This is a genomic window from Pseudoclavibacter sp. AY1F1 (assembly GCF_002931075.1).
In the GTDB taxonomy this organism is placed as follows: domain Bacteria; phylum Actinomycetota; class Actinomycetes; order Actinomycetales; family Microbacteriaceae; genus Pseudoclavibacter.
Genome location: NZ_PSTQ01000001.1, coordinates 156,914 through 177,443, shown reverse-complemented (window position 1 = coordinate 177,443; position 20,530 = coordinate 156,914). Strand labels below are relative to the sequence as shown.

At 65.2% G+C, this 20,530-nt stretch carries 19 protein-coding genes; 9 read left to right on the top strand and 10 right to left on the bottom strand.

Annotated elements, in window-relative coordinates; genetic code table 11:
- Positions 1–276: 276 nt before the first annotated feature.
- Entirely contained in the window at positions 277–1,935 is a 1,659-nt protein-coding gene (locus C5B85_RS00865) for a metallophosphoesterase (protein ID WP_104284183.1), read from the top strand.
- A gap of 49 nt (positions 1,936–1,984) precedes the next feature.
- Here the strand turns inward: C5B85_RS00865 and C5B85_RS00860 are convergent, their stop codons facing one another.
- From C5B85_RS00860 to C5B85_RS00850, 3 genes are read right to left on the bottom strand one after another with little or no spacing between them, the layout of a single operon-like run.
- Complete coding sequence (locus C5B85_RS00860; protein WP_258070531.1) at positions 1,985–2,539, bottom strand: gluconokinase; 555 nt, start codon at positions 2,537–2,539, stop codon at positions 1,985–1,987.
- A gap of 11 nt (positions 2,540–2,550) precedes the next feature.
- Positions 2,551–4,848 carry an alpha-xylosidase gene (yicI, locus tag C5B85_RS00855; protein ID WP_104284181.1) on the bottom strand — a complete coding sequence of 766 codons (2,298 nt, stop codon included), beginning with the start codon at positions 4,846–4,848 and terminating at the stop codon, positions 2,551–2,553.
- Entirely contained in the window at positions 4,835–5,935 is a 1,101-nt protein-coding gene (locus C5B85_RS00850; protein WP_104284180.1) for a LacI family DNA-binding transcriptional regulator, read from the bottom strand. The genes yicI and C5B85_RS00850 overlap by 14 nt, the downstream gene beginning before the upstream one ends.
- 209 nt (positions 5,936–6,144) lie before the next feature.
- Between C5B85_RS00850 and C5B85_RS00845 the strand changes: the two genes are divergently transcribed.
- From C5B85_RS00845 to C5B85_RS00835, 3 genes are read left to right on the top strand one after another with little or no spacing between them, the layout of a single operon-like run.
- Positions 6,145–7,359 (top strand): sugar ABC transporter substrate-binding protein, encoded by a 1,215-nt coding sequence (locus C5B85_RS00845; protein WP_258070530.1) that lies wholly within the window; start codon positions 6,145–6,147, stop codon positions 7,357–7,359.
- 39 nt (positions 7,360–7,398) lie between these two features.
- A complete protein-coding gene (locus C5B85_RS00840) occupies positions 7,399–8,343 on the top strand; it encodes a carbohydrate ABC transporter permease (RefSeq protein WP_104284178.1) in 945 nt (314 codons plus the stop codon).
- A gap of 8 nt (positions 8,344–8,351) precedes the next feature.
- The gene (locus tag C5B85_RS00835) at positions 8,352–9,173 is read left to right on the top strand and encodes a carbohydrate ABC transporter permease (protein WP_104284177.1); all 822 of its coding nucleotides are present in this window, start codon (positions 8,352–8,354) and stop codon (positions 9,171–9,173) included.
- Positions 9,174–9,241: 68 nt separating this feature from the next.
- On the opposite strand, the gene C5B85_RS00830 is transcribed toward C5B85_RS00835, so the two are convergent.
- From C5B85_RS00830 to nrdH, 6 genes are all read right to left on the bottom strand, one after another.
- Positions 9,242–9,748 carry a DUF6328 family protein gene (locus tag C5B85_RS00830; RefSeq protein WP_104284176.1) on the bottom strand — a complete coding sequence of 169 codons (507 nt, stop codon included), beginning with the start codon at positions 9,746–9,748 and terminating at the stop codon, positions 9,242–9,244.
- Between the two features lie 96 nt (positions 9,749–9,844).
- Positions 9,845–10,006, bottom strand: coding sequence for a hypothetical protein (locus C5B85_RS19060; protein WP_181064215.1), 162 nt, complete (start codon positions 10,004–10,006; stop codon positions 9,845–9,847).
- 199 nt (positions 10,007–10,205) lie between these two features.
- A complete protein-coding gene (gene nrdF, locus C5B85_RS00825) occupies positions 10,206–11,189 on the bottom strand; it encodes a class 1b ribonucleoside-diphosphate reductase subunit beta (protein WP_068478728.1) in 984 nt (327 codons plus the stop codon).
- Positions 11,190–11,258: 69 nt separating this feature from the next.
- Entirely contained in the window at positions 11,259–13,385 is a 2,127-nt protein-coding gene (gene nrdE / locus C5B85_RS00820; RefSeq protein ID WP_104284750.1) for a class 1b ribonucleoside-diphosphate reductase subunit alpha, read from the bottom strand.
- Positions 13,382–13,813, bottom strand: coding sequence for a class Ib ribonucleoside-diphosphate reductase assembly flavoprotein NrdI (gene nrdI, locus C5B85_RS00815; RefSeq protein ID WP_104284175.1), 432 nt, complete (start codon positions 13,811–13,813; stop codon positions 13,382–13,384). The genes nrdE and nrdI overlap by 4 nt, the downstream gene beginning before the upstream one ends.
- Positions 13,814–13,882: 69 nt before the next feature.
- Positions 13,883–14,119 carry a glutaredoxin-like protein NrdH gene (gene nrdH / locus C5B85_RS00810; RefSeq protein WP_104284174.1) on the bottom strand — a complete coding sequence of 79 codons (237 nt, stop codon included), beginning with the start codon at positions 14,117–14,119 and terminating at the stop codon, positions 13,883–13,885.
- Between the two features lie 332 nt (positions 14,120–14,451).
- On the opposite strand from nrdH, the gene C5B85_RS00805 reads away from it, so the two are divergent.
- From C5B85_RS00805 to C5B85_RS00785, 5 genes are all read left to right on the top strand, one after another.
- On the top strand, positions 14,452–15,666 hold the full coding sequence (locus tag C5B85_RS00805) for an MFS transporter (protein WP_104284173.1): 1,215 nt from the start codon (positions 14,452–14,454) through the stop codon (positions 15,664–15,666).
- Between the two features lie 71 nt (positions 15,667–15,737).
- Positions 15,738–16,568 (top strand): aldo/keto reductase, encoded by an 831-nt coding sequence (locus C5B85_RS00800; RefSeq protein WP_104284172.1) that lies wholly within the window; start codon positions 15,738–15,740, stop codon positions 16,566–16,568.
- Positions 16,569–16,685: 117 nt separating this feature from the next.
- A complete protein-coding gene (locus C5B85_RS00795; RefSeq protein ID WP_181064214.1) occupies positions 16,686–17,627 on the top strand; it encodes a DUF4349 domain-containing protein in 942 nt (313 codons plus the stop codon).
- Positions 17,628–17,734: 107 nt separating this feature from the next.
- Entirely contained in the window at positions 17,735–18,655 is a 921-nt protein-coding gene (locus tag C5B85_RS00790) for a PRC-barrel domain-containing protein (protein ID WP_104284170.1), read from the top strand.
- An 8-nt stretch (positions 18,656–18,663) separates the two neighbouring features.
- Positions 18,664–18,951 (top strand): YciI family protein, encoded by a 288-nt coding sequence (locus C5B85_RS00785; protein WP_068478750.1) that lies wholly within the window; start codon positions 18,664–18,666, stop codon positions 18,949–18,951.
- Between the two features lie 57 nt (positions 18,952–19,008).
- Here the strand turns inward: C5B85_RS00785 and C5B85_RS00780 are convergent, their stop codons facing one another.
- On the bottom strand, positions 19,009–20,478 hold the full coding sequence (locus tag C5B85_RS00780; protein WP_104284169.1) for a DHA2 family efflux MFS transporter permease subunit: 1,470 nt from the start codon (positions 20,476–20,478) through the stop codon (positions 19,009–19,011).
- Between the last annotated feature and the right edge of the window lie 52 nt (positions 20,479–20,530).

The following is a 20,530-nucleotide window of genomic DNA, read 5'->3' as shown; positions in this document are numbered from 1 at the left end:
CGCTCGAGAGCACGATGTCGGGTGCATCCACTGGCTACCACCCCTTGGCCTTGCGCTTGGCGGCCCACCGCTTCTTGAAGGCGAGCCCCGCGAGCGTGGCCGCCTCGGGGGACGCGTCCTTTGGCAGCGTCAGCTTCGGAAGAGGTGCAAGCTCGTGCGCGCTGCTGAAGATCGTCGGGGGAACATCGGCTGGATTCGGTGGAGCAGGGTACTCAGGTGATTACTCTGGCCACTGGCGGGGATAGCCGCAAGAGTCGGGGTCGGGGCGGGGACGTAATGGCGCATGCAGAAGCAGAAATCGGGTTGTTGTGTGAGCCGTACCTGCTGCGGCCGGATGAGCGCGGCGTCGAGGTCACCTGGATCACTGACGGCGAGCCGCGTAGGAGCCGCCTCGTGTTGGCTGCCGTCGAAACCGCGGAACAACTCTCGGGACTCACGCCGACCGAGTTGCAGTGCGAGGAACTCAGTGCTCTGCTGCCTGGTGCGCTTGCGGTGGATGCGGCCGCCGCACGGCTCCCTGGCATGGCGGAGGATCGCGAGAGCGTGCTCCCGACGGGCCTGATCGAGCTGCGTCGTGCCTTGGAGACTGAGGTGACCGTGCCCCGCGAGGTGTGGCATGTCTCTGCGAGGGCTGAGGGGCTCGTGCCGGGCCGGGCCTACGCGTACCGAGTCGTCAGCGACAATGCCGCGTCCGCCGTCGCTCGCCTCTCTGCCGCTCCCCCCGCTGACGTGCCACTGCTCCGCATCCTGCTGACCAGCGATCACCAGCTCGGTGCCGCCGTGCCAGCCGCGATGGAGCAGGCACGAGCAACGGCTGGCCGGTTCGACGCCGTTCTCTACGCAGGCGACTTCGTGAACGTTCCGGATCGGGCCTCAGAGTGGTTCGACGATGCCAGAGGGTCGGCGTTTTTCCCATCCATGAGGAGCATCTTGCCGAGCACCCCGATCTTCCCGGTTGTCGGGAACCACGAGGTCCAAGGCAGGCGAGAGCCAGGCGCGCTGCTCTCGGAGACGTTCGAGAACGCCCTGCCGCTCACCGTCTGCGCCGACGGCCACAGCCTCTCGAACTACGAGGCGCTGTTCCCTTCCCCGTCAGGGTCGCGCTTCTACGCCATCACGTTCGGCGGTGTGCGCATCATCGCGCTCAGCGCGGCGCGCGTCTGGCGATCGGGCCGCGCGGACGAGCGTCCCGAGGACCGTGACGTCTCGAGCAGGTACCAGGAGTCACGCGACGTGCTCGACGACCCGCTTGCTCAACGCTACGGTTCGCACATCATCGACGACCTGAGCGTCGGCAGCACGCAGCACAACTGGCTGCGACGCGAACTGCAGAGTCCGGAGTTCGCTGAGGCCAGGTTGCGGGTTGTTGTCATGCACGAGAGCCCGCACAGCATCGGGGTGAACGCGATGCCGCACTTCGCGCATCCCGTGCGTCTCGAGGAGCGCAACGCTGCCGGCGAGGTGTCCGGCGTGCGCTACGACTACCCGTCGAGCGAGAACATCCTGCTGCGAGATGTGGCACCGCTGCTCGAAGCTGCCCGGGTCGACCTCGTTGTCGGCGGGCACTCCCACCTCTGGTCGCGGTTCACGTCGAACGCCGGCGTGCACTACCTGGAGACCTCGCACGCCGGCAGCACGCACGGTGCGTTCGACCGCAGCAGCGGGCAGCGGCGGGCAGGCCCGCCACCACAGTGGAACGTCCACGACGCCCTCTCCCAGGGCGACCCCGGCGGCCTCGCCCCGATCGTGCCGACAATCCGCCCGCGGCGCGGCGTAGCACATCAGCCGCTTCCCTACATCGCCGACCCCGACCTGAGCGTGTTCAGCGTGCTGACCGTGTCAGCGGAAGCGGGTGCCGTGGTCGGAAGCTACGTCTACGACCCCCGCACGCCGGAGACACCGGCTCACCTCTTCGACGAGTTCGCGCTCGGGTAGCCAGCGGGACTGCCGTCGAGTGGCTCGCGCGACCTCATGGCGATGAACTTCAATGCGCCGCGCCAAGCGGGCGCTCGACTCGACGCAATCCCAGCATCGCGACGATGCGGTCAGCGATCGCGTCAGGAGACTCGACGATTCCCACCGAGATCGATTGCTCGTCGTCGCGAAGCGGCTCAAGTGCCGTGAACTGGGATGCGAGAAGCGACGACGGCATGAAGTGGTCAGATCGCGCCGCATGCCTTCCGCCGACGACTGACAGCGACCCGTCGAGATGAACAAAGATGACGGATGGCTGACGCAGCTGATCTCGGTAGGCGACGGTGAGTGCAGAGCACGTGATGATGCCAGCTTCTCCCGCTTCGGTCCGAGCGACGATCCACTCGCGGACCCTGGCGAGCCAAGGCCAGCGATCGTCATCGTCCAGTGGAACTCCTGAGGCCATCTTGGCGAGGTTCTCGGCTGGATGCAGGTCGTCGCCTTCCGCTCTCCGCCAACCGAGCCGCTCGGCGAGCGCCGAGGCAACGGTCGTCTTGCCTACTCCGGAGACGCCCATGACAACAAGAACAGGAGCTTCGATTGCAGCAAGTTCATCGGGCGCCACCGGAGAGAGGCTCACAGTCGCGCGGTCCCTGCATTCGCATCGACCTGGCGTCCCCGTGCAATGGCCGCCGTCCAGTCCCGATCCTCAGGACCCGTCACGACGATGTGACCAGCGTCACGCGTGACGACAAACGTGGCGCCGTCGGTCGCAGCGATCACGGTCTCGCCGTCGTCACCATCGGGGTGCACGAGAATGCCGGTCGTGAGCGCCCGCTCAGGAAGCGCATCCGCTTCGCCAAGCGCAATCGCGGCCCCCGCCCGCAAGTACAGCGGGACGGAGTCGAACGCGTGCTCCTCCCGAATCCAGCGACCGCCTTCAACGACTTCCTGCGTGAGCAGTGAGACCCAGCGACCAGCGGGCAAGTAGAAGTCGACCCGCCCCTCCGAGCTGAACACGGGCGCGACCAGGAGGTCGCTCCCGAGCATGTATTGACGCTCGAGGTACTCAACGGACGGATCGTGCGGGAACTCGAGAAGAAGGGGGCGCATGATGGGCGTCCCAGCCGCAGACGCCTCGCGACCGGCCATGAGCAGGTACGGCATCAGCGTGGCTTTGAGGCGCGTGAACTTTCGCAGCACGCTGACCGCACTCTGCGCGTCTGATTCGTCGACGTCCGTGTCGAAGTCCCACGGCACACGGTACGACTCGCTGGCGTGCAGTCTGCTGTGGCTTGAAAGCAACCCGAACGCCGTCCAGCGCTTGAAGACGGCCGAGTCCGGGACGCCTTCGAAGCCACCGATGTCGTGGCTCCAGTATCCGAACCCACTGAAAGCCAGGGAAAGCCCACCGCGTAGCGTTTCAGCCATCGAAGCGAACGACGACGTCGAGTCCCCACCCCAATGCACCGGGTACTTCTGTCCACCTGCGGTCGCAGACCTTGCGAACAGCGTCGCTTCACCCTCGCCGAGCTCCTCGACGAGGGCCTCATGGACGGCACGGTTGTAGAGGTGCGTGTAGAGGTTGTGCATGCGCTCCCCGTCGGATCCGTCGGAGTACACTCCGTCGACCGGGATGCGCTCGCCGAAGTCAGTCTTGAAGCAGTCGACCCCCTGGCGCACGAGACGTCGCAAATGCGCCTTGAACCACTCGGCAGCGTCCGGGTTCGTGAAGTCGACGAGACCCATGCCCGCCTGCCAGCGGTCCCATTGCCAGACGCTGCCGTCGCTGCGCTTCACGAGGTACCCCGCGGCCATGCCCTCCGCGAAGAGTGGAGATTCCTGCGCGATGTAAGGATTGATCCAGACGCAGATCTTCAAGCCCTTGTCATGGAGCCGGCGCAGCATCGCGTCTGGGTCTGGGAAGAGTCGCTCGTCCCAGACCAGATCGCACCAGTTGAACCCGCGCATCCAGAAGCAGTCGAAGTGGAAGACCGAGAGCGGTAGGTCGCGCTCGAACATGCCGTCGACGAAGCGGTTGACGGTGGCCTCGTCGTAGTCGGTCGTGAAGCTCGTCGAGAGCCAGAGGCCGTACGTCCACGCGGGAACGCTCGCCGGACGGCCGGTGAGAGCCGTGTACTTCTCGAGGATCGCTTTCGGCTCCGGACCGTAGATGATGAAGTACTCGAGCGATTCCCCTTGAACAGAGAACTGCACGCGCTCGACTGCTTCGCTGCCGACCTCGTACGAGACGTGTCCTGGGTCGTTGACGAAGACCCCGTAGCCGCGGTTGGTGAGGTAGAAGGGGATGTTCTTGTAGGCCTGCTCACTGGAGGTGCCGCCGTCGTAGTTCCAGATGTCGACCGACTGCCCGTTCTTGACGACCGGCCCGAAGCGCTCGCCGAGGCCGTAGACCACCTCGCCGACGTCGAGGTCGAGCTGCGCGAACATGTAACTGGTCGGACCTGGGCGTTGCAGCTCGATCGGGCCGTGCTCGACCTTCGCGTCGCTTGCGACACTCGCCCAGGCAACCGATTTGCTGCCGTTGCGGGTAAGCGCCCGGCCGTCGGCCGCGAATGTGAGGTCCCAGCTCGGACCGGAGGTCAGGGTCGCGTGAAGGGCGCCGCTCGTGATTGTTCCGCGTTCCTCGTCAACGGAGATGCGGTCAGGGTCAGCAGCGTCCGTCACGTCGAAGCGGAGCGGCTCGGCTCGGCCGGCGTGGTGCAGGACATGCACGCGGATGACATCATCCATGGGGGCCGACAGGCTCACCGTCAAGAGGGGCTGGTTGAGCACGTCACCGCGCTTCAGTACCGGCTTAGTCGGGGCCACAGCGACGAGGCGCGAGCCACGCTTTTCGACTCGATCGATCTCCCTGGCGTAGTGCAGTGCCGCTCCTGGCCGGGGGTGCCAGAAACCATCAGTGAACTTCATGCGTTGAGCCTTCCTCGGCCGTCGATGGCCGTGCGGGTCGTGAGGGACGTGCAGAAGAAGAGCGAGCACGGCCGGGCTGCGGTGGGGCCGTCGAGCCGGCGAGCTGCAGGGAGCATCGGACGAGCGTGCGGGACGGCTCCCCCGTCGGGTCTTCGAGCGCATCGATAATCGCCGAGACAGCGATCTGCCCCACCTCGCTACCCGGAGCGACGAGAGTTGAGAGGACCGGGTCGGCGATGGCCACGTTGTCCGCGGAAGTCGCGAGTCCGAGGATGGAGATGTCGTGAGGGACCGCGTAGCCGTGGCGCACGATGCCGCTGAGGAAGCCGAAGAGCGCAGCCTCATTGAGGACAAGCACCCCCGTGACATCTGGATGCTCGCTTGCGAGGGCGTCCGCTGCCGCGAGACCGCCGATCGGGTTATGTGACGATTCGACGACAACGGCTTCGAGGCCGAGCTCCTGCATCCGCCGCTCGTAGGCCTCTCGGGTGCGCAGGATCGGTCCGTAGCCGCCGTAGGCGTCGTCACCCGCTTCTCCGATGACGAGGCCGAGGTGCTGATGCCCTTCCCCCGTGAGATGCGCGATTCCATCGATAACGGCCTGTTCGAAGTCGATATCGACGTAGGGATGCGACTCATCGCGCTCGGTGCGGCCGATCAGGCCGAATGGCACCCCGAGCTTCTGCAGCACCGGGATGCGCGGATCGCCGTCACGGACTTCCATCAGGAGGACGCCGTCGACAAGTCCCCCGCGAACATACTCCTCGAGTTTCCCGTCGTCGTAGCCCGCTGGCCAGAGCACGATGTTGTGCCCGCGCTCGCCCGCCGCGACCGCGGCGCTGGTGATGATGCTCAGCGCCGTGGCCCCGAGTCGGTGCTGTGAGGCGGGGAAGACGATCGCGATAATGCGGGTCCGCTGGCTCGCGAGAGCCCTGGCAAGAACGTTGCGACGGAAGCCGAGCTGATCCATCGCTGCCTCGACTCGCTCGCGAGTCGCGGCGCTCACGGGCTTCGAGTCGTTCACGACGAACGACACGGTGGCGACCGAGACCCCTGCCAGGTTGGCCACTTCTCTCATGGTCACCATCGTTGCCTCCTTGGAACGATTGATATTGCGACCTAAGGCGATCGCAATCACATGCTGATAGGCACACTGTAGTCACAGAAAACCGCTTCACCAAATGTTAGTAAACCGCTTGACTTCAATCCGAACACGACGGCACAATGCTGTCAACGCCCCGTCTGCGATCCCCGAGCGACGGTGCCTGTTGCAGGAACGAAGCAAAGGAGCTTTCCGTGAAGCGAACACAACTCATTGCCACTGGAGCATTGGCCAGCACGGCCCTACTGGTGCTGACCGGCTGCACCGGCGGCGGCGGGAGCGCCGAGTCGAACGGGCCGATCACGCTCACGATCACCGACACGCTCTCCGAGACGAGCGCCCCCATCTACGAAGAGGTCTACGAGGTCTGCGCAGAGCAGGTGGGCGTCACCGTTGAGGCGAGTCACGTCGCAGGATCAGGCCTCATCGCCAAGGTCCTGCAGCAGGCATCTTCGAGAACCCTGCCCGACATCCTCATGCTCGACAACCCGGATGTTCAGCAGATCGCCTCGTCGGGTGCCCTGTCCCCGCTCGGCGACTACGGGATCACGGGCGAGGGCTACCCACAAGGAATCCTGGACGCCGGCACCTACGAGGGTGACCTCTACGGGATCGCGCCAGTCGTCAACTCGATCGGGCTCTTCTACAACGCAGACCTGCTCGCAGAGGCCGGCGTGGAGCCACCGCAGACCTGGGACGAACTCAAGGCCGCGGCGAGCGCGCTCACGGATGGCAGTCGCTACGGTATCGCCTTCAGCGCCGCCAACAGCTTCGAAGGCACCTGGCAGTTCCTGCCCTTCCTCTGGAGCAACGGCGGCAGCGAGGACGATCTGACCTCACCTGAGGCAGTCGAGGCGCTCGAGTTCGTGAACGGCCTCGTGGCAGATGGATCAGCCTCTTCGAGTGTCGTCGGCTGGTCGCAGAACGACGTCAACGACCAGTTCATCGCCGGCAACGCAGCGATGATGATCAACGGGCCGTGGAACATGCCGAAGCTGACCGCAGCCGAGGGCCTCAACTTCGAGAGCATAGAGATCCCCGTGCCGACCGCAGGTGACACGACGATCGCGCCGCTTGGCGGCGAAGCATTCACCGTGCCGCAGACCGGAGATCCCGCCAAGATGGCGGCCGCAGGTGAATTTGTCGCCTGCGTGACCGAAGACGAGCACCAGATCACGATGGCAACAGGCCGAGGTGCAGTCCCCTCCAGCACTGCAGCCGCTGAGACCGCAGCCGCCGACAACCCCCTCATCAACTCGTTCGTAGAGACCGTGCAGAACGCGCGGGCACGCACGGCCCTCCTCGGCGAGGAGTGGCCAGCCGCAGCCACGAGCATCTACACCGCCGTGCAGATCGCGCTGACCGGACAGGCGAGCCCCGCCGAGGCGCTCGAGCAGGCGTCGAGCTAACACTCGAGACCACCAGATACTGCAAGGGAGCAGCTCCGCATGACTCAACTCGACGAGGCGCGCACGACGAAGGTCGCGCGCGCCTCCGCGCCCCCGAGAGCTCGACGCTTCACGGCAGAACGCGTGACGCAGTGGATGTTCCTCGCCCCCGCGATCCTCTACGTGGTCGCCTTCTTCGGGTACCCGGTCGTCAAGAACCTCATCATGAGCTTCCAGGACTACTCGACGCGGACGTTCTTCACCGGCGAAGCTCCGTGGGTCGGATTCGAGAACTACGCGGAAGTGCTCGGCAGCAATCTGTTCGGCACCACCCTCCTGAACACGGTCCTCTTCACGGTCGGCTCGATCATCGGGCAGTTCGTGATCGGCCTGCTGTTCGCGCTGTTCTTCAACAACAAGTTCCCATTGAGCAACATCATGCGGTCGTTGCTGCTGCTGCCTTGGCTGCTCCCGGTCATCGCATCCACATCGGTCTGGAAATGGATTCTGGATCAGGACAGCGGTGTCCTCAACCAGCTCCTCGGCACTTTCGGCATCGCTCCGGTGCCCTGGCTGACGAGCCCGGACGTCGCACTGGTGGCGGTTGTCCTCGTGAACATCTGGCTCGGCATCCCGTTCAACGTCTCGCTGCTGTACAGCGGGCTTCAGAACATCCCAGAGGACCTCTACGAAGCTGCCGCGCTTGACGGTGCGACGGGCTGGAAGGCCTTCTGGCACATCACGTGGCCGTCGCTGCGCCCCGTGGTCACCGTCGTGCTCGTGCTCGGCGTGATCTACACGCTGAAAGTGCTCGACATCATCCTCGGACTCACGGGCGGCGGCCCGGCGAACGCGACCCAAACGCTGGCGACCGATTCCTACTTCCGCTCGTTCCGGGAGTTCACGTTCGGTACCGGCGCCGCCGTCAGCAACATCCTCATCCTGTTCTCCCTGGTTTTCGCGATGTTCTATCTCCGCGCCAACCGCAAGCAGGTCGACGAGTAAGGCAGATCATGAAACGCAAATCGCAGGCGCGCTCGCTGCCGATGACGATCCTCGGGATCGTGATCCTGGCCTTCATGCTTTTCCCCGTGTACTGGATGTTCAACGTCTCGCTTCAGGGCGGTGGCATGGCTTCCAGCAGCACGTTCTTCCCTGTCTCCCCTGACTTCTCCGGCTACGAGAAGGCGCTCGAACAGCAGACGGGCAACCTCGTGACGAGCATCATCGTGGCGCTCGGCACCGTCGTCCTCTCACTCGCCATCTCGACCCCGGCTGCCTACGCGCTGGCGAAGTTCCAGATGCCTGGCGTCGGTGTGTTCCAGTTCGTTCTTCTGGTCGCACAGATGATCCCGGGCATCGTCATCGCGAACTCGCTGTACACGATGTTCAACGACCTCGGGCTTCTGAACTCGATCCCTGGTCTCATCCTGGCCGATGCGACGCATGCGATACCGTTCGCGATTCTCATCATGACGGCCTTCATGCGCTCGATACCGCCTGAGCTCGTCGAGGCCGCCAGAGTTGATGGCGCCGGACACTTCCGAGCTTTCTGGTCGATCGTCATCCCTGTCAGCAGGAACTCGATCATCACGGCGGGCCTCTTCAGTTTCCTATTCGCGTGGAGTGACTTCATCTTCGCCTTGACGCTGACGTCGTCCGAGACGGTCAAGCCCATCACGCTGGGGATCTACGACTACCTGGAGGGCAACGTGCAAAGCTGGGCTCCGGTGCTCGCGACCGCAGTCATCTCTTCGTTGCCGGCGATCGTGCTCTTGATCGTGGCACAGCGGTATATCGCGGCCGGTGCGCTTGGAGGTGCCGTCAAGTCCTGATCGATGCGAAACCAAGGATGCTCTCATGCCTCGTTCGCGGGCCAGGGGAGCATCCCGCGTTCAGGCGTTCAGGCGTTCTTCGCGGCGCGGTCGCGCGCGGCTCTGAGAACTTTGGGACCGAATGCCCAGAGCAGCACCGCGACCACGGCGACCGCTCCCCCGGCCCACAGGCCTGCCGTCGGTGACACCACGAAATCGAAGACGAACAGCACGATCCCCACGAAGAGCAGTGAGGCTGCGACAAGACACACGATGAGGATGACGCTCGCCGCGTGCACAAGCTGCGCCTTTGCGCGCTCCTGGAAGAGGAGGCGATGCAGCATGACCGGGGCGAGCGCCAAGAGCGTGATGACAACAGCGAGAATGACGAGGCACAGGTAGAGCACGTGGTCGAACGGCCCGAGCTCCGTGAACCGCTGCTGGAACGGCAGCGTCAACAGGAACCCGGCCATGATCTGCGTGCCCGTCTGCAGCACGCGGAACTCCTGCATGAGCTCGTTCCAGTTCCGGTCGTAGCGCTCGTTCGGAGTCTCGTCGCGCCCGTCGTCAGGCGTGGTGACCGCGTTGTCAACCATGAGTTCTCCTGCGTTCCTGGAGGTGCTGTGTGTTTCGTTGGGCTGGTGGTCCGGCGCACCCCGAGCCGAGGGCCGGGGACGCGCCGGACTCGGCGATCAGGCGAGGTCGCTGACGCCATCCTGGCGTCGACGGTCCTGCGAACCCTCGTCGTCGACGGCACCGTTGCCGGCTTCGAACGCCTCGTCGCGGTGCTCCTGACGGTGCTCGTCCTGCTGCTCGTGCTCGTCGCGCAGTTCTTCGTTCTTGTCGTGTCCCATGGGGGTCTCCTTCGATCGTGTTCGGGATCCGTGCTCGCCGTTCACGGCGGGGTGCCGCTGACGAGAGCGTAGCGCGCGGCATCTGAATCGCGGCAGGAGTTGGTCGCTGCTTCGACGACTCGTCCCGAACCGCCTCGAGGCGGCACCGACCAGGAATCTGGTTGGTGCCGCCTCGAGGGACGCTGTCGAAGTCGCGGGTTTAGAAGTCCCAGTCCTCGTCTTCCGTGTTGACGGCCTTGCCGATGACGTAGGAGGAGCCCGACCCGGAGAAGAAGTCGTGGTTCTCGTCTGCGTTCGGCGAGAGGGCCGACAGGATCGCCGGGTTCACGTCGGTGACGCTGGAGGGGAACATGGGCTCGTAGCCGAGGTTCATGAGCGCCTTGTTGGCGTTGTAGTGCAGGAACTTCTTGACGTCCTCGGCCAGGCCGACTTCGTCGTAGAGGTCGTGCGTGTACTGCACCTCGTTCTCGTACAGTTCGAAGAGCAGCTCGAACGTGTAGTCCTTCAGCTCCTGACGCTTGGCCTCGTCGACGAGCTCGAGGCCTTTCTGGAACTTGTATCCGATGTAGTAGCCGTGCACTGCCTCATCGCGGATGATGAGGCGGATGAGGTCGGCCGTGTTGGTGAGCTTCGCGTGGCTCGACCAGTACATGGGCAGGTAGAAGCCCGAGTAGAACAGGAACGACTCCAGGAGCGTTGACGCGATCTTCCGCTTGAGCGGGTCGTTGCCGTGGTAGTAGTTCATGACGATCTGCGCCTTGCGCTGCAGGTTCTCGTTCTCCGTCGACCAGCGGAACGCGTCATCGATCTGCGGGGTGTTCGCAAGCGTCGAGAAGATCGACGAGTAGCTCTTCGCGTGCACCGACTCCATGAACGCGATGTTGGTGTAGACGGCTTCCTCGTGCGGCGTCAGCGAGTCAGGGATGAGGCTGACCGCGCCAACGGTTCCCTGGATCGTGTCGAGCAGTGTGAGGCCCGTGAAGACGCGCATGGTGAGCGTCTGCTCGGCCGGCGTGAGCGTGTTCCACGACTGCACGTCGTTCGACAGCGGCACCTTCTCCGGCAGCCAGAAGTTGTTGACGAGTCGGTTCCAGACCTCGACATCTTTCTCATCCGGGATGCGGTTCCAGTTGATGGCCTCGACTTTTTGGAGGAGGTGGCTCGTCTCAGCCTGCGGGTTCATGTGCGTGGAGTTCATTTCTGTCGCGTTCGTGCGGGAATGTTCGGGCGGCGGCCCGGAGGCGGTCAGGCCCTAGAGCATGCAGCTGACGCAGCCGTCGACCTCGGTACCCTCGAGCGCGAGCTGGCGAAGACGGATGTAGTAGATCGTCTTGATGCCCTTCTTCCACGCGTAGATCTGCGCGCGGTTGATGTCGCGGGTGGTGGCCGTGTCCTTGAAGAAGAGCGTCAGCGACAGGCCCTGGTCGACGTGCTGCGTCGCCTCGGCGTACGTGTCGATGATCTTCTCGTAGCCGATCTCGTAGGCATCCTCGAAGTACTCGAGGTTGTCGTTCGAGAGGTACGGCGCCGGGTAGTAGACGCGACCGAGCTTGCCTTCCTTGCGGATCTCGATCTTCGAGGCGATCGGGTGGATCGACGACGTCGAGTGGTTGATGTAGCTGATTGAACCAGTCGGCGGCACGGCCTGCAGGTTGCGGTTGTACATGCCGTGCTTCTGCACGAGTTCACGCAGTTCCGCCCAGTCAGCCTGGGTCGGGATGTGCATGTCCGCGAAGAGCTCGCGGACGCGCTCCGTCTTGGGTGCCCACTCGGCGTCGATGTACTTGTCGAAGAACTCGCCGGTCGCGTAGGTGGAGCGCTCGAAGCCCGCGAAGGAGCGGCCACGCTCGGTCGCGATGAGGTTCGAGGCGCGGATCGCGTGGAACACGACCGTGTAGAAGTAGGTGTTCGTGAAGTCGAGAGCCGCTTCCGAACCGTAGAAGATGCGCTCGCGTCCCAGGAAGCCGTGCAGGTTCATCTGGCCGAGGCCGATGGCGTGCGACTCGTCGTTGCCCTTCGCGATGGAGGGCACCGACGCGATGTGGCTCATGTCGCTCACGGCGGTGAGGCCGCGGATGGCGGTCTCGACGGCTGTCGCGAGGTCACGCGAATCCATGGCGGCGGCGATGTTCATCGAGCCGAGGTTGCAGGAGATGTCGTTGCCGATGGTCTCGTAGCCGAGGTCGTCGGTGTAGGTCGTCGGCGAGTTGACCTGGAGGATCTCCGAGCAGAGGTTCGACATGTTGATGCGGCCCTCGATGGGGTTCGCACGGTTCACCGTGTCTTCGTACATGATGTACGGGTAGCCGGACTCGAACTGGATCTCGGCGAGGGTCTGGAACAACTGGCGCGCGCTGATCTTCGTCTTCTGGATGCGTGCGTCGTCAACCATCTCGTAGTACTTCTCCGTGACGGAGATGTCGCCGAACGGCTTGCCGTACACACGCTCAACGTCGTACGGGGAGAAGAGGTACATGTCCTCGCCGCGCTTCGCGAGCTCGAACGTGATGTCTGGGACGACGACGCCGAGCGAGAGCGTCTTGATGCGGATCTTCTCGTCGGCGTTCTCGCGCTTGGTGTCGAGGAAGCGCATGATGTCGGGGTGGTGCACGTTGAGGTACACGGCACCGGCACCCTGGCGCGCACCGAGCTGGTTCGCGTAGGAGAAGGAGTCCTCGAGCAGCTTCATGATCGGGATGATTCCAGAGGACTGGTTCTGGATCTGCTTGATGGGAGCGCCGGACTCGCGGATGTTCGAGAGGTTGAAGGCGACACCGCCACCGCGCTTGGAGAGCTGCAGTGCGGAGTTGATGGAGCGGCCGATCGACTCCATGTTGTCCTCGATGCGGAGGAGGAAGCAGGAGACGAGCTCGCCGCGCTGCTTCTTGCCCGTGTTGAGGAACGTCGGGGTCGCGGGCTGGAAGCGTCCGGCGATCATTTCGTCGGCGAGCGAGGTCGCGAGCGCCTCTTCACCCTGTGCGAGGCCGAGCGCGACCATGAGCACGCGGTCCTCGAAGCGCTCGAGGTAGCGCTTGCCGTCGAACGTCTTGAGGGCGTACGACGTGTAGAACTTGAACGCGCCGAGGAACGTCGGGAATCGGAACTTCTTCGCGTAGAGGCGGTTGCGGAGGCCTTCGATGAACGAGTGCGAGTACATCGCGAGCGTCTCGGGCTCGTAGTACTCGTTCTCGACGAGGTACTCGAGGCGCTCTTCCAGGTCGTGGAAGAAGACAGTGTTCTGGTTGACGTGCTGGATGAAGTACTGGTGAGCGGCTTCGCGATCCTTGTCGAACTGGATCTGGCCGTTCTCGTCGTACAGGTTCAGCATCGCGTTGAGCGAGTGGTAATCGAGCGTGTTAGCCGCCGTTGGTGCGTTCATCGTGATGACACCTGCGTCGTCGAGAGCGGTTGATGCTGCCAAAACCTGTCCAATCCAGAGTTCACTGCGGCCACGTCGTCTGGCGTGCCGAAGAGTTCGAAGCGATACAGCGTGGGTACGCCGCACTTCGTTGAGATGATGTCGGCCGCGAGGCCGTAGCCCTTGCCGAAGTTCGTATTGCCGCCGGCGATGACGCCGCGGATGAGCTCGCGGTTGCGAGGTTCGTTGAGGAATCTGATGACCTGCTTGGGGACGGCCCCGCGCCCATCTCCCCCACCGTAGGTGGGGACGATGAGCACGTAGGGCTCGTCCGCGACAAGCTGGGGTTCGCTCGGGAAGAGCGGAATGCGGCTCGCTGGCCGATCGAGCTTCTCGACGAAGCGGCGCGTGTTCTCGGAGACGCTCGAGAAGTAGATGAGCCCGGTCATGGGTGCAGTCCCTTCTTCAGCAGCGGCGAGAGCAGCAGGTGGCGACGGCCTGAGCCGTGGCGAGAACGGCTAGGCCGTGGCGAGAGCAGCGAGCTGGCTGATCTTGTCCGGGCGGAAGCCCGACCAGTGCTCGTCACCGGCGATGACAACGGGAGCCTGCATGTAGCCGAGCTCCTTGACGGTCTGGAGCGCCTTTTCGTCGGCGGAGACGTCGAAGATCTCGTACTCGAGACCCTGCTTGTCGAGGGCACGGTAGGTGGCGGTGCACTGCACGCATGACGGCTTGCTGTAGACGGCGATTGCCATGGGTTTTCTCCTGGTTCCTAAGTGCTTGGGGAGTGCTATTCGTGCAGTGTGTTGAAAGCGTCTCGCCCGGTCTTCCGCGGTGCTGCTCGAGCAGGATTCCGCGGTGCCAGGTGGATGAACCCCCGTTGTGTCGCAGTTTCCTGCGGCCACTACATCTTGTGCTCGATGAGGCTATCACCACTAGATGCGGTGTTACAACCGTGTAGTTCTCCACAAGTCCTCCACAGAAAATGCCCTAGTTTCCGGCGTTTCTCCACCGGTTTTCGGTGGTTGTCCACAGTCTGTCCCCAACCACCGACATTCGGTGTCCTGGGCGTACGATTGTCGGCGCTGTGACGAACTATGCGACTGTACTCAGAACCCCCGGCCTGGCACGACTCCTGCTCTCGCAGCTCGTGGCCAGGTTCCCCGCTGGCATGCTCTCGCTGGCCATCCTCATGCACGTCGAGGACACCTACAGCAACTTCACCTCGGCCGGCGTTGTCCTCGCGGCCCTGAGCATCGGCCAGGCGATCTCCGGGCCCGTCGCCGGTCGCCTCATGACGGTCTGGGGCATGCGTCCCGTCCTCATCGTCACGATGGTCGCCTGCGCACTGTCTCTCACGGCGCTCGCCCTCTGGCCCCCCGTGCTCTGGCAGGCCTCGATCCTGGCCGTACTCGCCGGGCTGACCATCCCTCCTGTCTCCCCTGCCGTGCGAACCATCTACCCGAAGGTCGTCAACGCCGCGCAGTTGTCCAGGCTGTTCTCGCTCGACGCATCGCTCCAGGAGGTCATCTGGGTCATCGGCCCGGTGGCGACCACGGCGGTCGCATTCGCGATCTCCCCCGCCGCCGGCATCCTCGTGGCGGCGGGAATCCTGCTGCTCGGCGGCCTCTGGTTCGTCGCGGCCCCAGAGGTGGGCAAGGTGCGCATCCCGAAATCGCGCAGGAGGGCGGGCGCGGTACTCCGCAACCCGGTCGTGGTGCTCATGTCGGCCGTCGGCGCGCTGCTCGTCGGCGCGTGCTCGGCTATCGAGGCAGCCGTCGTCGCCGAGTTCGGACACGAGCGGGCCGAGACCGGAATCCTCCTCGCCGTGTTCGCAGTGGGCTCGCTCGTTGGCGGACTCGCCTTCGGGCACCTCCCACTCGCCCCGATCTCCCTGGCTCGCCGGATGGGGATCGTGTTCCTCGGCATCGGCCTCGCACTCGTCTCCGCGAACCCGATCTGGCTCGGCGCGGCGTTCTTCGTGAGCGGACTCGGCATCGCACCGGTCTTCTCCGGCAGCTTCTCCGCAGTCTCCTCGAGTGTTCGTTTCAGCGAGAGCGCGGAGTCGTACGGGTGGATGGCAACGGGCCAGCTCATCGGCGCGGCCGCGGGTTCCGCACTCGCCGGCATCGCGAACGACGTCGCGGGCTCCCTCGGCGGTTTCCTGGTCAGTGCCGCGTTTGCACTCCTCGGCGCGTCCGTGGCGCTCATCTGGCGCGGCAGCATCCCTGACCTCCGTGGCACCGACATCGCGCCTCGCCCAGACACCGAGCCCATGAACATCCTGAACGCGCCATCCTGAACGCGCCATCCTGACCTCGCCGTCCTGATCGCACGGCTGCCCACGCACCCTCCACCACTCGAAAGGCCTCAATGCCCTCGCCGCTCTCCCCCAGCCTGACGATGAACGACGGCGTCAAGATCCCGCAGCTCGGGCTTGGCGTCTACAAGGTTCCCGACCTCGAGGCGACGAACGTCGTGGTCGACGCCATCGGCCTCGGCTACCGCCACATCGATACCGCTGCCTTCTACGACAACGAGGTCGGTGTGGGACGCGGAATCCGCGAGAGCGGCGCGCACCGCGAGGACCTCTTCGTGGCGACGAAGGTCTGGCACGACCGGCACGGCTTCGACGACACGCTCGCATCGTTCGACGAGAGCCTCGACAAGCTCGGTCTCGACTACGTCGACCTCTACCTCATCCACTGGCCGGCCCCCGCGCAGGACCGCTACGTCGACACGTGGCGGGCGCTCGAACGGCTCCGCACTGAGGGGCGCGCCCGCTCGATCGGCGTCTCGAACTTCAAGGGACACCACCTCGACCGCCTGGCACGAGAGACCGCCACGGTCCCGGCCGTCAACCAGATCGAACTGCACCCGCGCCTGCCGCAGTCCGCGACCCGCGAGTACAACCGCGCGCACGGCATCCTCACCGAAGCCTGGTCCCCGCTTGCCAGGGGAACGCTGCTCGAAGAGCCGACGCTTGTCGCGGTCGCCGCCAAGCACGGCAAGACCGTGGCCCAGGTTGTCCTGAGGTGGCAGCTCGACCTCGGCAACGTTGTCATCCCGAAGTCCGTCCACCACGATCGCCTCGCCTCGAACCTCGAGGTGTTCGACTTCGCGCTCGACGGGGACGACCTGGCAACGATCGCCGCGCTCGAATCGGGCGAACGGACCGGCAAGGACCCAGACCTCTTCTTCTGAAGGCCCGACTTTTTCTGCACGCGGAGCGCCGACGGAGCCAGCCGGACGCAGGTGGCCGACAGATCTCTGGGGGAACTCGGAGCACGCGGCGTCGTGTCAGGTGCTTGCATGACTCCTATGCGCACCTCATACCGGCGGCTTGGCGCCGCGACCGCCATCGCCCTGAGCGCACTGCTGCTCGCCGGATGCGCGAGCTCGGGCACGTCCGCCTCCGAATCCGCCGGCGCTCCGCAGGGCCTCGCGCAGGAATACGCCGGGCCGGAGGCCATGTCGGACGCTTCCCAGGAGAACCGGGACGTCGTCACGACGGGCTACGTCGGGATCCAGACGGGAGACGTGCCAGGCGCACGCGAGAAGGTCGAGGCTCTTGTCGAGGCCCGTGACGGGCGCATCGATGCGCGGTCGGAGACCGGGGGCGACTCCATCTCCGCGCAGCTCACCGCCCGCGTTCCTGCGGCGGACTACGACACCTTCATCACGGAGCTGCGAGAAGTCGGCGAGGTCGTCTCGGTCGAGACGACAGCCGTCGACGTGACGCTGCAGAAGACCGACTTGGCATCGCGCGTCGCGACCCTCGAGGCTTCCGTCACCTCGCTGCGCGGGATGCTCTCCTCAGCCACGGAGGTCGACGACCTCCTCGCGATCGAGACGACGCTCACCGAGCGCACCAGCGAGCTGCAGAGCCTGCGCGCGCAACTCGAGGTCCTTGAGGAGAGCATCGCGTACTCGACCGTCTCCATCTCGATCTCGAGCGACGCCCCGTCCCCCGGTGACGAGCCCGCGGGATTCCTGGCGGGGCTGCAAGACGGAATGGCGGCTCTGTTCCGCGGGTTCGCGGCGTTCTGGACCGCCTTCGGCTTCGCACTCCCAGGTCTTGTGCTCCTCGCCGTGTTTGGGGCGGCGGCCTGGCTCATCGTCCGTCTGAGCCTCAAGCGCGCTGCGAGCCGCGCAGCGAGACGGGCGGATGCACGCCCCGTGCCGCCGGGGCCAATCGTCCCGACGCCTCCTGCCGGCCCGCCCGCGAGAGGCGACACCGCCCCGCCCGGGCCGGTCTCCTAGCGACGATTCGGCCAGCGCACCGCCGCGATCGCTAGTCTTGTGCAGGTCGTTCGCGTGCAAGCAGGCGCGGGCGGCCCGCCACATCCACGTTGACCGAGGAGCACAGCATGGCTGCCGACGACACGAACAACAAGTTCGACCCTGATTTCGAGCCGCGCGACGACGACACGACGCGCATCGACGCCGCTGAGGCCCCTGAGCGGGACCCTGCGACGGCAGACGCGGCCGAAGGCCTCGCTGACGACCCCATCGAGCCTCCGCAGGCCGACGACGAAGCCGCAGACTCGCTCGCGGCTGACGACACCCTGGTTGCCGGCGAGAGCGGAGCCGCTGCCGCACTGAAGGCGCACGAGGCGAAGCTCACCCGCATCTTCCAGGCGACGGTGTTCGGTCCCGGCGATGAGCGCATCGGACGCGTCGGTCAGGTGTACCTCGACGACCAGACTCGCGACCCGAACTGGATCACCGTGAAGACGGGCTTCTTCGGCACCAAGGAGTTCTTCATCCCGCTCGATCTCGCAGAGCTCGACGAGAAGCGCATCCTCGTGCCGTACGCCAAGTCACAGGTCACGAGTGCGCCGAGCACCGAGGTCGACCAGAACCTCAGCCCCGCCGAGGAAGACGCCCTCTACGTGCATTACGAGGTTCCTGGCCGCATGCCGGAGAACGGCACCGACTCGAGCCTCGTGGAAGACGGCAACGAACTGCGCCCAGGCAGCGCCCCCGTCGTGCTCGAGAAGAGCGGCGACGATCTGTCCGAGGCCGACGAAGCGACGCTGACCGAGGACGCGCTGCTCGCGGAGTCGGTCGCGGACTCCGCCTTCGACACAGAGGCGAGCATCGACGCCCACGAGACTGCGGCGCCGCTGCTCTCGGCGGACGAAGACGACACCCGCCTCATCGCGACGGCCGAAGCTGCTGCGAGCGACGACGAGTTCGAGGCGCCGACGGTCACCGAGTGGGAAGAGATCAGCTTCCAGCGACCCGCCGACGAGCCAACCGACCCGACCAGCACCGACCGGAATTAGGAGCCTCCTTGCCTATCTTCGCCACGATCTACCACTACGAAGACGATTCAGACGCGACCCGCGACGAGCACCGTCCAGCCCACAGGGCTTGGCTTGGCGAGCAGAAGGATGCGGGCATTCTGAAGGCCTCCGGCCCCTGGGCTGCCCCTCACGCCGGCGCGCTGCTCCTCTGGGAGAGCGACGACGAAGCCTCGCTGCGTGAGCTGATCCCGGCAGACCCGTTCGCCGTTGTCGGCGTCATCCGCCAGACCGACGTCTACGAGTGGACCCCTGTCTTCGGACCGTTTGTTCCCTAGCGTCGCCACCTTTCGACCGACGAAACCGGTCGCCGCGTTTCGCGGCGACCGGTTCGTCTATGCAGCCCCGTCGTTCCGCGCCGGGCTTTGGGCACGTGGCTTCTCGAAGAACAGCACCACCACCGCGCCCACGAGGAAGGCGGCGATCGGGAGGACAAGCGATTGCCCCATCGCGGTCGAGAATCCCTCGGCGACGGCAGCGGGCAGTGTTCCCGTGCTCTGCTCAGCCGACTCAGCGGGCATCCCTGGCAGCTCTGCGGTAAGCCGTGAGCTGATGAGCGCGGCGATCGCGGCCGAACCGAGGACCGAGCCGACCTGCCGCGTCATGTTGTAGACGCCAGACCCAGCTCCCGCCAGTGCGGGCGGCAGGTTCCTCGTTGCGCTCGTCGCGAGCGGCGCCCAGAGGCCGGAGAGCCCGAGCCCCAGGAACGCGGGAGGAAGCAGCAGCTGCCAGAGGGGGCGGTCCGCCGTCATGAGCAGCGACATCCATGCGAGCGAGGCGGCGACGATCACGAAGCCGGCGAAAGCGATCCAGCGCGGCTCTGTCCGGTCGGTCAGACGACCGACAAACGGCGCCATGGCTCCGGAGACGACTGCCATGGGCACGAGCATGAGCGCCGCCTGGGTCGGTTCGAGGGCGCGCGCCGTCTGGAAGTAGAACGCGATCGGCAGCGGCATGGACACGATGGCGAGACCGAGCACGGAGATGCCCAGGTTTGCGACGGTGAAGTTGCGGTCGCGGAAGAGGCCGAGCGGCAGGAGCGGCTCCTTGCGGTTGAAGCGCTGCCAGATCACGAATCCGATAAGTACAACCGCGCCGGACACGATGAGGCCCCACACCGAGATCGGGCCGACGATCTGACCCCAGTCGAAGGTCTCGCCTTCTTGAATGCCGAACACGAGCAGGAAGAGGCCAAGCGCGCTGAGCACGACCCCGAGCCAATCGAACGAGTGCGCCTTCGTCTCGAGGTCGGGGACGAGGCGCCAGGCCAGCACGAAGGCCACGACGCCGACCGGCACGTTGACGAAAAAGATCCACTCCCAGCCGAGCCCATCCACCAGGAAACCGCCGAGGATGGGTCCCACCAGCGTGGCGACGCCGGCGACAGCACCCCAGAGGCCCATCGCGGCGCCGCGCTTGTCTGGAGGGAAGATGCGTGTGATGACCGACATCGTCTGCGGCGTCATGAGCGCCGCCCCGAGGCCCTGGACGGCCCGAGCCGCGATGAGCATCCCGATATCTCCGGAGAACCCGCACCACAGTGAGGCGAGCGTGAAGACGACGAGGCCGATGAGATAGATGCGCTTCGGACCGAAGCGGTCGCCGAGCCGCCCGGTGATGAGCAACGGCACGGCGTAGCTGAGCAAGTAGGCGCTTGTCACCCAGATGACCGCGGTGATATCGGTCTGCAGGTCGCGCAGGATCGAGGGATTCGCGATGGAGACGATCGTTGAGTCGACCAGGATCATGAAGAAGCCGAGGACAAGTGCCCAGAGGGCGGGCCAGGGGCGGGAGACTGTTTCCACGAGGGTGGATGCTACGCCGCTTGCGGATGCGCCGCTCAGGCGAGTCGGAATA

What these genes read in the sequence shown, in the direction of transcription:
- C5B85_RS00835 (WP_104284177.1), top strand. Translation starts at nt 8,352, where the DNA reads ATGAAACGCAAATCGCAGGCGCGCTCGCTGCCGATGACGATCCTCGGG.
- C5B85_RS00850 (WP_104284180.1), bottom strand. Translation starts at nt 5,935, where the DNA reads ATGGTGACCATGAGAGAAGTGGCCAACCTGGCAGGGGTCTCGGTCGCC.
- C5B85_RS00865 (WP_104284183.1), top strand. Translation starts at nt 277, where the DNA reads ATGGCGCATGCAGAAGCAGAAATCGGGTTGTTGTGTGAGCCGTACCTG.
- nrdF (WP_068478728.1), bottom strand. Translation starts at nt 11,189, where the DNA reads ATGAACCCGCAGGCTGAGACGAGCCACCTCCTCCAAAAAGTCGAGGCC.
- C5B85_RS00840 (WP_104284178.1), top strand. Translation starts at nt 7,399, where the DNA reads ATGACTCAACTCGACGAGGCGCGCACGACGAAGGTCGCGCGCGCCTCC.
- C5B85_RS00800 (WP_104284172.1), top strand. Translation starts at nt 15,738, where the DNA reads ATGCCCTCGCCGCTCTCCCCCAGCCTGACGATGAACGACGGCGTCAAG.
- nrdI (WP_104284175.1), bottom strand. Translation starts at nt 13,813, where the DNA reads ATGACCGGGCTCATCTACTTCTCGAGCGTCTCCGAGAACACGCGCCGC.
- C5B85_RS00830 (WP_104284176.1), bottom strand. Translation starts at nt 9,748, where the DNA reads ATGGTTGACAACGCGGTCACCACGCCTGACGACGGGCGCGACGAGACT.
- C5B85_RS00795 (WP_181064214.1), top strand. Translation starts at nt 16,686, where the DNA reads ATGCGCACCTCATACCGGCGGCTTGGCGCCGCGACCGCCATCGCCCTG.
- nrdE (WP_104284750.1), bottom strand. Translation starts at nt 13,385, where the DNA reads ATGAACGCACCAACGGCGGCTAACACGCTCGATTACCACTCGCTCAAC.
- yicI (WP_104284181.1), bottom strand. Translation starts at nt 4,848, where the DNA reads ATGAAGTTCACTGATGGTTTCTGGCACCCCCGGCCAGGAGCGGCACTG.
- nrdH (WP_104284174.1), bottom strand. Translation starts at nt 14,119, where the DNA reads ATGGCAATCGCCGTCTACAGCAAGCCGTCATGCGTGCAGTGCACCGCC.
- C5B85_RS19060 (WP_181064215.1), bottom strand. Translation starts at nt 10,006, where the DNA reads ATGGGACACGACAAGAACGAAGAACTGCGCGACGAGCACGAGCAGCAG.
- C5B85_RS00790 (WP_104284170.1), top strand. Translation starts at nt 17,735, where the DNA reads ATGGCTGCCGACGACACGAACAACAAGTTCGACCCTGATTTCGAGCCG.